This window comes from Enterobacter nematophilus (genome assembly GCF_026344075.1).
Taxonomy (GTDB): Bacteria; Pseudomonadota; Gammaproteobacteria; order Enterobacterales; family Enterobacteriaceae; genus Enterobacter; species Enterobacter nematophilus.
On sequence record NZ_JAPKNE010000004.1, the window covers coordinates 281,871 to 294,185 of the forward strand.

12 protein-coding genes are annotated in these 12,315 nt (G+C 60.2%); 10 read left to right on the forward strand and 2 right to left on the reverse strand.

Features of this window, described 5'->3' with window-relative positions; translation table 11 throughout:
* Window positions 1-2 precede the first annotated feature (2 nt).
* From OSH03_RS13870 to OSH03_RS13895, 6 genes are all read left to right on the forward strand, one after another.
* Window positions 3-779 (forward strand): fimbrial biogenesis chaperone, encoded by a 777-nt coding sequence (locus OSH03_RS13870; RefSeq protein ID WP_266179332.1) that lies wholly within the window; start codon window positions 3-5, stop codon window positions 777-779.
* Complete coding sequence (locus OSH03_RS13875) at window positions 700-2,991, forward strand: fimbria/pilus outer membrane usher protein (RefSeq protein WP_266179333.1); 2,292 nt, start codon at window positions 700-702, stop codon at window positions 2,989-2,991. Before OSH03_RS13870 ends, OSH03_RS13875 begins: the two co-directional genes overlap by 80 nt.
* The gene (locus OSH03_RS13880) at window positions 2,982-3,938 is read left to right on the forward strand and encodes a Csu type fimbrial protein (RefSeq protein WP_266179334.1); all 957 of its coding nucleotides are present in this window, start codon (window positions 2,982-2,984) and stop codon (window positions 3,936-3,938) included. Before OSH03_RS13875 ends, OSH03_RS13880 begins: the two co-directional genes overlap by 10 nt.
* A 126-nt stretch (window positions 3,939-4,064) precedes the next feature.
* Window positions 4,065-4,805, forward strand: a complete 741-nt coding sequence (locus tag OSH03_RS13885) for a winged helix-turn-helix domain-containing protein (RefSeq protein WP_253540588.1) — start codon at window positions 4,065-4,067, stop codon at window positions 4,803-4,805.
* 1 nt (window position 4,806) lies between these two features.
* A complete protein-coding gene (locus OSH03_RS13890; protein ID WP_061099332.1) occupies window positions 4,807-5,280 on the forward strand; it encodes a hypothetical protein in 474 nt (157 codons plus the stop codon).
* A gap of 29 nt (window positions 5,281-5,309) precedes the next feature.
* Window positions 5,310-5,837: a GNAT family N-acetyltransferase gene (locus OSH03_RS13895; RefSeq protein WP_266179335.1), complete on the forward strand. Its 528-nt coding sequence runs from the start codon at window positions 5,310-5,312 to the stop codon at window positions 5,835-5,837.
* Between the two features lie 25 nt (window positions 5,838-5,862).
* Here the strand turns inward: OSH03_RS13895 and tsr are convergent, their stop codons facing one another.
* Together tsr and hpaR are read right to left on the reverse strand one after the other, a co-directional pair.
* A complete protein-coding gene (gene tsr, locus OSH03_RS13900; protein ID WP_266179336.1) occupies window positions 5,863-7,527 on the reverse strand; it encodes a methyl-accepting chemotaxis protein in 1,665 nt (554 codons plus the stop codon).
* A gap of 83 nt (window positions 7,528-7,610) precedes the next feature.
* Complete coding sequence (hpaR, locus tag OSH03_RS13905; RefSeq protein WP_023334396.1) at window positions 7,611-8,051, reverse strand: homoprotocatechuate degradation operon regulator HpaR; 441 nt, start codon at window positions 8,049-8,051, stop codon at window positions 7,611-7,613.
* Window positions 8,052-8,322: 271 nt separating this feature from the next.
* Between hpaR and hpaG the strand changes: the two genes are divergently transcribed.
* Genes hpaG through OSH03_RS13925 form a run of 4 tightly spaced genes read left to right on the forward strand, consistent with a single transcriptional unit; the run spans window position 8,323 to window position 12,307 of the window.
* Window positions 8,323-9,600, forward strand: coding sequence for a 4-hydroxyphenylacetate degradation bifunctional isomerase/decarboxylase (hpaG, locus tag OSH03_RS13910; RefSeq protein WP_266179337.1), 1,278 nt, complete (start codon window positions 8,323-8,325; stop codon window positions 9,598-9,600).
* Window positions 9,597-11,063 (forward strand): 5-carboxymethyl-2-hydroxymuconate semialdehyde dehydrogenase, encoded by a 1,467-nt coding sequence (hpaE, locus tag OSH03_RS13915; protein ID WP_266179338.1) that lies wholly within the window; start codon window positions 9,597-9,599, stop codon window positions 11,061-11,063. The genes hpaG and hpaE overlap by 4 nt, the downstream gene beginning before the upstream one ends.
* A 2-nt stretch (window positions 11,064-11,065) precedes the next feature.
* On the forward strand, window positions 11,066-11,917 hold the full coding sequence (gene hpaD, locus OSH03_RS13920) for a 3,4-dihydroxyphenylacetate 2,3-dioxygenase (RefSeq protein WP_061099337.1): 852 nt from the start codon (window positions 11,066-11,068) through the stop codon (window positions 11,915-11,917).
* Window positions 11,918-11,926: 9 nt separating this feature from the next.
* Window positions 11,927-12,307: a 5-carboxymethyl-2-hydroxymuconate Delta-isomerase gene (locus OSH03_RS13925; protein WP_266179339.1), complete on the forward strand. Its 381-nt coding sequence runs from the start codon at window positions 11,927-11,929 to the stop codon at window positions 12,305-12,307.
* Window positions 12,308-12,315 lie beyond the last annotated feature (8 nt).

Here is a 12,315-nt window from a genome sequence, read left to right on the forward strand (position 1 = left end):
TCATGCGACGCTGTCTTCCCTGCTTCATTCTGTGGCTCCTGATGCTAACGCTGCTGTCGCGCTACGCGCTGGCCGCCACGCTTCAGGTGGCCCCCGTGACGCTCGATCTCCAGAGCGGCCAAAGAGCATCCGCGGTCTACCTCACTAACAGCGGTAAAGCGGCCATCCATGCCCAGATTCGGGTTTACGAATGGACCCAGCAAAACGGCAAAGATGTGTTAACGACCACCGACGAGGTGGTCAGCAGCCCGGCGATGACCTCCCTGGCGCCGGGCCAGCAGCAGCTGGTGCGCATCATCGTTATGGAGCCCGGCATCCGTGAACAGGAGCAAAGTTACCGGCTGGTCATTGATGAGCTGCCGGATGCAGCGGCCCGTGCGGCCAATCCCAACGGGGTGCACTTTCTGCTGCGCTACTCGATTCCCGTCTTTATTGCCGGAAACCAGAATACGCCCGTCAGCCGCGATGCCCTGAACTGCGAACAGGCGGAAACCCCGGGAACGATCCGCTGCTTTAACGCCGGAAACAGCCATATTCGCCTGAGCCACCTGCAGGCCCTGACGGCCAGCGGGCAGGTTGTGGGATCGGTGAAAGGGCTGGCGGGCTACGTGCTGCCGGGACAGACCGCGCTTGTGACACTTAAGCAGGCCTCACACCACACGCTCAGCGCGCTGCGCGCCTTTCTCAATGATGACCACCATGCCAGCCAGATCCCCCTGCGCCCGCTCGCTACTCGCGCTCCTGCTTTGGCTACCGCTCATGCTGTCAGCCCGGGCTGAACCCGCCGCAGACACCGTACAATGGCTGGCCATCACGGTGAATCACGCTCCCCGAGGAGAGCTGTGGGCCTGCCGGGTAGTGGGTGAGGCGCTGTGGATTGACCGGGGCGATCTCAAAAAGCTGGGGCTTCACGCCCCGGATGACCACAGCGAGTGGGTTGAGCTGACGTCCCTGCCGGGCCTGAAGGTTAGTCTTGATTTACATGCCCAGCAGGTCTCCCTGACCGCCGACGCAAAGGCGCTCGACGGCCAGCAGCACCTGACTATTGAGAGGCCGACCGCGCAGTACCGCTATCCCGAGGCGCAGCCCATCAGCGCGTTTACGCTCGGGTATGCCCTCTATGCCAGCAATTCCCAGGGAAACCGCCAGCTTAACGCGCAGACCTCGCTGACCGCATCCGGGGCGCTTCCCGGCACCTTCAGCAGCAGCTTTTCAAGCCATGTCGGAGAGGAAAACAGCGCGGGTCGCCCCAGCCACACGCGTCTTGAAACCCGCTGGCAGTGGGACAACGTAGACTCGCTGACCAGCCTGGCGCTGGGCGACAGCATCACCACGGGCACCCGCTGGAGCCGGCAGGTACGTTTTGGCGGCCTGCACTGGGCGCGGAATTTTGAGCTTAACCCGCAGCTCAACACCGAACCGCGCAGCCGCTACAGCGACACTGCCGTCCTGCCTTCAACGGTCGATCTTTACATCGACGGGCTGAAGCAGAGCAGCCAGCGCGTGACGCCGGGGGATTTTCTGCTGGATACCCTGCCCTCCTTCACCGGAAGCGGACAGGCGCAGGTAGTCATTACCGACATCAACGGTCAGCGTCGTACCGTACAGCTCGATCTCTACGGCGCGCCGGGGATGCTGGCGGAAGGGCTCAGCAGCGGCTCGCTGGATATCGGCTGGATGCGGCAAAACTACGCCCTGCGCTCCAATGACTATGCACCCTCGCCCGTGCTCGACGCGGGCTGGCGCTATGGGGTGAATAACCGGCTGACGCTGACGCTGCATACGGAACAGCAGAGCAAACTGCACAATGTCGGGACAGGCGTCGACTGGCTGATCTCGCCCGACATAGGGATTGTTAGCCAGCATGTCGCTTTCAGCGACAGCCCCTACGGTCTGGGAAAACAGTGGGGCCTTGGCTGGCAATGGAACGGCGGCGGAACGGGCATCTCTGCCAGCACCGTCCGTACCGATGCCGACTTTGCCGATAACGCCCGCACGATCGGTGCCCTGCCGGTCAGACGCAGCGATAGCGTCTGGCTAAGCCGCTCCGTTCCCCATTTCGGTACCGTAGGCGCAGGCTGGGTGCAGCAAAACATTCAGGGCAGCAGGCAGCGCTACCTCAACGCCTCCTGGTCCGTCTCGCTGCCGGCCCACCTCTCCACCACGCTGAGCTATACCCGTTCGTTTACGGATTCGTCGAGTAACGTTCAGCTTATGCTCTCGGTCCCGTTAGGTCGTGCGGATACCCTCTCCGTTCAGACCAGCCGCGAGACGTCGCGCATGGATTATCGCCACCAGCCGGACGATCGGCTCGGCGGCTGGTCATGGCAGCTGGGGCAAAGCGTTGGCGAGCGCCGGGATACCTATGCGGACGTGGGCTATCTGGGCCATGCAGGCGAGTGGCACGTCGGGCTGGAGCAAGGCGCTAAGCTGGGCAACCAGTACGCCTCCGCCGAAGGCAGCCTGACGCTGCTGGACGGCAGCCTTCACGCCCTCCGCTATAGCCAGCAGGGGCTGGCGCTGGTCTCCACTCAAGGCATTGGACACGTGCCGGTGATGCTGGAAAACCGCCCGGCAGGCGAAACCGATGAAAACGGTTATCTGCTGCTGACCGACCTGCCGCAATACCACAGCAGCAAAGTCAGCATCAATCCGCTGGATCTTCCGGCCGACGTGATGGCCCCCGTCACCGACATGAATGCCAGACCGGGCAACGGCAGCGCGGTAAAGGTCGATTTTAACGTCCATCACGCCGTGACGGTTCAGGCCCGGCTGGTCGACAGCCGCCACAAGCCGCTCCCGCTGGGCAGCATCGTTTCAACGCCACGCGGCGCGACCATCGTCGGACGCGACGGCTTTATCTGGCTTGAAGATCCGCCCCTGCCGGGTGAGCTGGTGGTAAAAACCGGCGAGGGGGAGTGCCGGGTCACGCTTCCGGCCCCGCGCACCGCGTCATCAATTCAGAATATCGGAGAACAACTGTGTCATTAAGAGCACCGTTATTGCTGCTGCTCGTGCTGTCCATGAAGGCGATGGCGGCAGCATGCTGGATAACCTCACCCGCCGTTATCAATTTTGGCAGCGTCGTGGCGGGCAATGCCGCCTCGACCAACACCGAGGTAAAATTTAGCTGTCAGGCCGACAATAACGGCACGATGGAATATCTCAACGTCTGCCTGAGCAGCATAGATACGCCGCCCTTTCAGATGCTCTCGAACGGGGACCAGGAGGGGAAACAGTACACCCTGCTCTTTCGCCTGCTTAACGGCGTCGCGCGTTCTCAGGAGCTGGGCCCCGCCAGCAGAGGGGACCTCATCCAGCAGACCCTGACTGCGGAAAGCAATGCCAGCGTCAGCGGTAGCTTTCCGCTTATCGCCATCCTCCCGGCAGGGCAAAACCAGCTGCCGGCGTACCACTACTACAACTACAACATGAATCTGCGCATTGCCTGGCACAGCGCCACCCGTCAGGAGGCGCTGCAAAACTGCTCGGACGGATCCGCGGAGGGCGAGCAGGTGCAGGGTGGCACCAATGCGCAGGCCGAGATCGGCCAGGGTTGCTTCATAGAACGCGTCACCCCGCTTAACTTTGGCACGCTGAACAGCACCGCCACGCTGCGCCCGACGCGTTCCACGGCAACGCTCACCACGCGCTGTCCGGCCGGCACGGCGTTTACCCTTGCCATGGGCAACGGCAACCATGCCAGCGGCACTCAGCGGCAGCTTTGCAACGATGAAGGCCAGTGCCTGCGCTACGGGCTCTGGCAGGATGCCGCTGCCACGCAACGCTGGGGCGACTGGCGCAGCGGCGATTCGCTGCACGTCACCAACCCCACAGGCGGCACTCAGAGCTTCACCGTTTACGGAGAAGTCCCGGCGCAGCCGCTGAGTGGAACCGGGGAATTTATTGACGACGTGATAATTACGCTGACTTATTAAACCACTCAAAATCCCGTCTGGATCAATGTTATCGGTAACAATGGCGTTAAAATAGCCAGCAGCTCTGCTTAGAAGATGTAAACACCTTCTCTTTTTTCATTATCTCTGTCTGTTTTACAACAACTTATGAAATACCTGCTTGCTGACGCCATCGTCTACAACGACGAGGACGGTTCTGTTTCACTTATCAATGCGCCGGATGAGGATGCGCAGATCCTCACCTGTACGGCCAATACCCTCTTAAAGCTGCTGGTCCAGCATCATGGGAACGTGGTTGAACGGGACACCTTTCTCCATGAGGTCTGGGATCGGCGTGGGCTCCAGGGTTCGAACAATTCGTTAAACCAGTACATCAGTATTTTGCGCAAAATGCTGGCAAGCCTGCTTCCCGACGCGCTGTTTATCGTTACCGTCCCTAAGACGGGCTTTATGCTCAGCGCCGACGTCACGGTAACTCCTCTGGAGGAATCGCCCCCGGCCGCCAAAACGGCGAAACCGGCATGGCGCGTTCGATCGGAACTGCTGTTCTGCGGCGCGCTTACCCTGGCGATAGTGACGCTGTGCCTCTGGATAACGGCGATCAAGCCGGAAAACCCGCAGCGGGAAATCCATCTGCTGACCCATATCGGCACCTGTCCGGTCTACACCTTTACGCCGCTGGCGGATGTGTTTCATGAAAAGGCGATTACCCTGGCGCAAACCCTTCAGCAGGACGGTCATCTCCCGTGTCTGAAAAATTCCATTTTCTATATGCACATCCAGAGAACACTTTTCTACGGCCACGAAGGGCGGCTGGTGCTTTCCCAGTGTTCCCTCACGCAGGGCAAAGCGAGCGCCTGTCGTACGCTTTACTATTACGAGTGGTGATATGCGACAGATAAAAATTTGGCTCATTCTGATCTTTAACCTGATGCTGGCCGGCGCCGCGCTGGCGTGGTACTTCTACACGCCGCCGCTGTCGGTGGCGTGCGACGGTAACCTTACCTTCTCCGACAGGCGCGACAATCACGATTTCACCTTTGATGGGGAGATCATCATGCGGTTTCACCCCGACAAAACCGGTTACATCACGCTGAACGGCAACGTCGAGAACGCCCCGCAAAAATGGGAAGTGTCCCGGCAGGAGATGTTTAAATGGCGGCACGTGGAGGGGGAACTGTATGAGATCGTCATTCAAAAAGTGGAGCGTTTTAGCCACGACGCGATGCCGCCCGGCGTATTTGAAAAATACGTGGCCGGCCTGACGCTGGGGAAAAAAAGGCTCCTGACGATAGAGCGCACGCCGCAGGATGCGCTGGTGATTAGCAACTTTTACTCGCCGGTGCTGGTCTGTTCGGAATAATGCCGGGAGGTCAGGCTATACTTCCCGCCATGAACATTTACATCCGCCCTACCACCAGCGACGACGTTGCCGCTCTGCCCGCCATAGAACGCGCGGCGGGCGAGCGTTTTCGTGACGACCCGGATCTCGCCTGGCTTGCCGATGGCGAGGTCATTTCCGCTGAACAGCACCTCGACTATGCCGAACGGGGGCTAAGCTGGCTGGCGCTGGCGAACGACCGTCCGGTGGGGTTTATCCTCACTGAAGCGCACCCTTCGTCGCTGTTTATTGTGGAGCTCTCGGTCGATCTGGCCTGGCAGGGAAAAGGGATTGGTCGGCAGCTCATCGCCCGTGCGGCTGACCATGCCCGTAAATTGGGGCTGACATCGCTGACGCTGACGACGTTCCGCAACGTGCCCTGGAATGCGCCCTTCTATGCGCGGATGGGGTTTGAAATGATGACGACGCTGACGCCTGAATTACGTGAAAAACGCGAAGAAGAGACGGCGCACGGTTTAGCGTATGAATCGCGCTGTGCCATGCGCCTGCCTCTTAACCGTAGGCCGGGTAAGGCGTAGCCGCCACCCGGCACAACGCGCTGGATCAGAACGTTTCCCAGTTATCGCCCGCGTCCGCCGTCGCGACTTTACGCGACATCGCCGGCGCGGCAACGCTTTTCGCGGCAGCGAACTCGCGCGCCTTCATCTGCTCCTGCTGAATGCGGAACACCGCCACGGCCTGCGTCAGGCGGCTCGCCTGCTCTTCCAGCGCCGCCGCCGCTGCGGCTGACTCTTCCACCAGCGAGGCGTTCTGCTGGGTCACGCGGTCCATCTCTGCCACCGCCAGACCCACCTGGTCAATACCGCGGCTCTGCTCGTCGGACGCAGACGCAATCTCGCCCATGATATCGGTCACGCGGGTCACCGCATTCACGATCTCGCCCATGGTTTCACCGGCGCTTTCTACCAGCGTAGAGCCCACCTCCACGCGTCCCACGGAGTCTTCAATCAGGCTCTTGATCTCACGTGCTGCCTGGGCGCTGCGCTGGGCCAGGTTACGCACTTCCCCTGCTACCACCGCAAAACCGCGGCCCTGCTCGCCCGCACGCGCCGCTTCTACCGCCGCGTTCAGCGCCAGGATGTTGGTCTGGAAGGCAATGCCGTCGATCACGCTGATAATATCGGCAATTTTCTGCGAACTGCCCGCGATGTCACGCATGGTCTGCACCACGTTGTCCACCACCTTGCCGCCCTTCTGCGCGGTTTCAGACGCGCTCAGCGCCAGGTGGCTCGCCTGACGGGCGTTTTCGGCGTTCTGCTTAACGGTTGCCGTCAGCTGCTCCATGCTGGCGGCGGTCTCTTCCAGGGAAGCGGCCTGCTGTTCAGTACGGGAAGAGAGGTCGTTATTGCCCATCGCGATTTCGCTCGCGCCGCTGTAGATAGCGTTCGCGCCGTTACGCACGTCGCCCACGGTACGCACCAGCTCGCCCTGCATATGACGCAGCGAGTCGGCCAGTTCGCCCATCTCGTTAGAACCTTCCACGTCAATGCGCTTCACCAGGTCGCCGCTGGCGATGTGGCGAATATTGTCGATGAGGCGCGTCAGCGGAGAGATCAGCGCCTGCTTGATACCCAGCCAGACGGCCACGATCACCACCAGCACGGCAACCAGCACGCTGATCAGCACCCAGATCGCCTGGCTGAAGGAGCTGTTGCTGTCTTCAACCGCCATCTGGTACAGCCTGTCGTTCTGCTGCAGGTAGCTCACGTACTGCTTCTCGAATCCATCCTGGTAGCTCTGGGTCGGCTGGTCGAAGAAGGCGTTGATTTTGCCCGCCCCCAGCAGCTGAATCAGCTCAGCCAGCGCACCGTGGTAGATATCGTAGTTACGTTTGATTTCCAGCGCAGCGGCGTCGCTCTGACGCGGGTCGCGCGGCAGGGCTTCATAGTCAGCCCAGTTTTTTTCCGCCTGTTTCAGCGAGGCAGACGCAATCTGCATCAGATCGTTAACGGTCGCGCCGCTGCCGATATTGTTCTGATCCATCATGTAGCGGATGCCCGCGCGGTTCAGGGTATTACGGGTTTGCAGCAGCGCAACCCAGCTCCCGTTAAGGGTGGATTGTTGCTGACGAATGGTTTGCAGGACGGTGAAATTCTCTTTGTCATTCTTCAGAGCATTAAAGAAAAGACCACCGGATGTGAGTTGTAACAGGCCAAATATAGCTAAAACCAGCATTAAGCTGGTGACAATCTTGATACGGTTTAACATGTTTTCTCTTTCCTCAGACAGATACAGAATTTTCGGCCTGGAAAGGGAAAACTTTACGAAAATCATCCTGGAATTTGTGGTTTTTACTCTTCTTCCCGCGCTGCGTTATGCCGGTTTCCGAGTTCAATAAACTCTTCCAGCAGCGCCGTCAACTGCTTCATCTTCTCCGGCGTGTATTCCGCCTCAATCTGCTGATACGCCTCTTCCACCTGCGCCTGGGCGTGCTCGTACAGCGCATTCCCCTCTTTGGTCAGCGACACGTACAACTTGCGCTGGTCGTTCACCGGCTTTAAGCGCAGCACCAGGCCGTCGCGCTCCATGCGCGTCAGAATGCCGGTCAGGCTCGGGCGCAAAATGCAGGTGCGAAACGCCAGATCGTGAAAATCCATCGACGGATGTTCAGCCAGCACGCGCACGATGCGCCACTGCTGCTCGGTGAGGTTATGCCGCTTCACAATCGGACGGAAGTAGGACATCGCCGCTTCCCGCGCCTGCAATAGCGCGATGGTTAATGAATCATGCATAGCCTCTCCCCTTAACATCATTAACAAGTAAACAATTCATAAAAGATGTTTTTATAAACAACATGTTTTCTGCCAGAAAGTATAACAGAAAGCCATCAATTTTATTAACCAACTGATTTATATGCCAATAAAAAACAATATGTAAATTTATTGTTATTCATATCACAAATTCCTCACTTCTGATTGCGAAATAAACAGCAAAAGCATAAAAACAGATCATTAACATATTAATGAAATCATAACCCGGACCGTCGGGATGAGGAGTAGGTGAATGAAAGGTACCGTTTTTGCCGTCGCGCTGAACCACCAAAGCCAGCGAGAAGCCTGGGCTGAGGCGTTTGAAAAAGCCCCTTACAACACGCCGCCAAAAACGCCGGTGTGGTTTATCAAGCCGCACAACACGGTGATCCGCGCGGGCGAACCGATTCCCTTCCCTCAAGGGGAAACGGTGTTAAGCGGCGCGACGGTGGCGCTGGTCGTGGGGAAAACCGCCAGCAGGGTGCGCGTGGAGGAGGCAGCGGAATACATCGCGGGATACGCGCTGGCCAACGAAGTGAGCCTGCCGGAAGAGAGCTTCTACCGCCCGGCCATCAAGGCCAAATGCCGGGACGGCTTTTGCCCGCTTGGCGAACTCGCCGCCGTTGATAACGTCGACAACCTGACCATCATTACCGAGATCAACGGCCGCGAAGCGGACCACTGGAACACCGCTGACCTGCAGCGCAGCGCCGCCGAACTGCTGAGCGCCCTGAGCGAATTCGCCACCCTCAATCCCGGCGATGCGATCCTGCTCGGCACCCCGCAAAGCCGGGTTGAGATCCGCCCGGGCGATAGCGTGCGGATCCTGGCGGAAGGTTTCCCGCCGCTGGAAAACCCGGTGGTGAACGAGCGCGACGTAGCCCTTTCCCACCGCACGCCTGCGCACGCCACGCTGTTCGCCCTCGGCCTGAACTATGCGGACCACGCCAGCGAGCTGGACTTCAAGCCGCCCACCGAGCCGCTGGTGTTTATCAAAGCGCCGAACACCTTCAACGGCGACAGCCAGACCTCGGTGCGCCCGAACAATATCGAATACATGCACTACGAGGCGGAGCTGGTGGTGATCATCGGTAAAACCGCGCATAAGGTGAGCGAAGCCGAGGCGATGGAGTATGTGGCGGGCTACACGGTCTGCAATGACTACGCCATCCGCGACTATCTCGAAAACTACTACCGCCCGAACCTGCGGGTAAAAAGCCGCGACGGGCTTACGCCCATCAGCCCCAACATCGTGCCAAAAGAAGCCATCCCCGACCCGCACAACCTTCGTCTTCGCACCTTCGTCAACGGCGAGCTGCGCCAAGAGGGGACCACGGCGGATCTGATCTTCAGCATCCCGTTCCTGATTGCGTACCTGAGCGATTTTATGACCCTGCAGCCGGGCGACATGATCGCCACCGGCACGCCGAAGGGGCTGTCTGACGTGGTGCCGGGTGATGAAGTGGTGGTGGAAGTGGAAGGCGTGGGCCGCCTGGTGAACCGGATTGTCAGCGAGGAGACTGCAAAATGAAAAAGATTAACCACTGGATCAACGGTAAAAACGTCGCCGGAAGCGAGTACTTCCACACCACTAACCCGGCCTCCGGCGAGGTATTAGCGGAAGTCGCCTCCGGCGGTGAAGCCGAGGTTCATCAGGCCGTTGCCGCCGCTAAAGAAGCGTTCCCGAAATGGGCCAACCTGCCGATGAAGGAGCGCGCGCGCCTGATGCGTCGCCTGGGGGATCTGATCGACCAGAACGTGCCCGAGATCGCCGCCATGGAGACCGCCGATACCGGCCTGCCGATCCACCAGACCAAAAACGTGCTCATCCCGCGCGCCTCGCACAACTTCGAGTTCTTCGCCGAGGTGTGCCAGCAGATGAACGGCAAAACCTACCCGGTTGACGACAAGATGCTCAACTACACGCTGGTGCAGCCGGTGGGCGTCTGCGCGCTGGTCTCGCCGTGGAACGTGCCGTTTATGACCGCCACCTGGAAGGTCGCGCCCTGCCTGGCGCTGGGCAACACCGCGGTGCTGAAGATGTCTGAACTCTCCCCGCTGACCGCCGACCGTCTGGGCGAGCTGGCGCTGGAGGCGGGCATTCCGGCGGGCGTACTGAACGTGGTGCAGGGCTACGGGGCGACGGCAGGCGACGCGCTGGTGCGCCACCACGACGTGCGCGCCGTCTCCTTCACCGGCGGCACCGCCACCGGGCGCAACATCATGAAAAACGCCGGGCTGAAGAAATACTCCATGGAGCTGGGCGGCAAATCCCCGGTGCTGATTTTTGAAGATGCCGACATCGAGCGCGCGCTGGACGCCGCCCTGTTCACCATCTTCTCCATCAACGGCGAGCGCTGCACCGCGGGCTCGCGCATCTTCATCCAGCAGAGCATCTACCCGGAATTCATCAAGCGCTTTGCCGAACGCGCCAGCCGCCTGCGCGTGGGCGACCCGACCGATCCGAACACCCAGATTGGCGCGCTCATCAGCAAGCAGCACTGGGAGAAAGTCTCCGGCTATATCCGCCTCGGCATTGAGGAAGGCGCAACCCTGCTGGCGGGCGGGCCGGACAAACCGACCGATCTGCCTGCACACCTGAAGGGCGGCAACTTCCTGCGCCCGACCGTACTGGCGGACGTCGACAACCGCATGCGCGTGGCGCAGGAGGAGATCTTCGGGCCGGTGGCCTGCCTGCTGCCGTTTAAGGACGAGGCGGAAGGCCTGCGCCTGGCGAACGACGTGGAGTACGGCCTGGCGTCGTACATCTGGACCCAGGACGTCAGCAAAGTGCTGCGCCTGGCGCGCGGCATCGAAGCGGGCATGGTGTTCGTCAACACCCAGAACGTGCGCGACCTGCGCCAGCCGTTTGGCGGCGTGAAGGCCTCCGGCACCGGGCGCGAGGGCGGCGAGTACAGCTTTGAGGTATTCGCGGAGATGAAGAACGTCTGCATCTCCATGGGCGACCATCCGATTCCAAAATGGGGGATCTGATCATGGGAAAATTAGCGTTAGCGGCAAAAATCACCCACGTCCCGTCGATGTACCTCTCCGAGCTGCCGGGCAAAAACCACGGCTGCCGGCAGTCGGCCATCGACGGGCATAAAGAAATCAGCAAGCGCTGCCGGGAGCTGGGCGTGGATACCATTATCGTGTTCGACACCCACTGGCTGGTGAACAGCGCGTACCACATTAATTGTGCGGATCATTTTTCAGGCGTCTACACCAGCAACGAGCTGCCGCACTTTATCCGCGACATGACCTACGACTACGACGGCAACCCCGAACTCGGGCAGCTGATCGCCGACGAGGCGGTGAAGCTCGGCGTGCGCGCCAAAGCGCACAACATCCCGAGCCTCAAGCTGGAGTACGGCACGCTGGTACCGATGCGCTACATGAACGCGGATAAACACTTCAAAGTGGTCTCCATCTCGGCGTTCTGCACGGTTCACGACTTCGCCGACAGCCGCAGGCTGGGCGAGGCCATCGTCAGCGCTATCGAAAAATACGACGGCACCGTGGCGGTGCTCGCCAGCGGCTCGCTGTCGCACCGCTTCATCGACGACCAGCGCGCGGAAGAGGGAATGAACAGCTACACCCGCGAGTTCGACCGCCAGATGGACGAACGGGTGGTGAAGCTGTGGCGCGAGGGCCAGTTCAAAGAGTTTTGCAGCATGCTGCCGGAGTACGCCGACTACTGCTATGGCGAGGGCAACATGCACGACACGGTGATGCTGCTGGGGATGCTCGGCTGGGACAAATACGACGGCAAGGTGGAGTTTCTCACCGATCTGTTCGCCAGCTCCGGCACCGGCCAGGTTAACGCCGTTTTCCCGCTGCCCGCATAAGGAGCCACCATGCCGCACTTTATTGCTGAATGCACCGACAACATCCGCGAGCAGGCCGACCTGCCGGGGCTGTTCGCCAAAGTTAACGACGCGCTGGCCGCCACGGGCATTTTCCCCATCGGCGGCATCCGCAGCCGCGCCCACTGGCTGGACACCTGGCAGATGGCCGACGGCAGGCACGATTACGCCTTTGTGCATATGACGCTGAAGATCGGTGCCGGGCGCAGCCTGGAGAGCCGGGAAGCCGTGGGTGAGATGCTGTTTGCGCTGATCAAAGCGCATTTTGCAGAGCTGATGGCGAGCCGCTATCTGGCGCTGTCATTCGAGCTCGACGAGCTGCACCCGACGCTCAACTACAAACAAAACAACGTGCACGCACTGTTTCGCTGAGGTTCTGA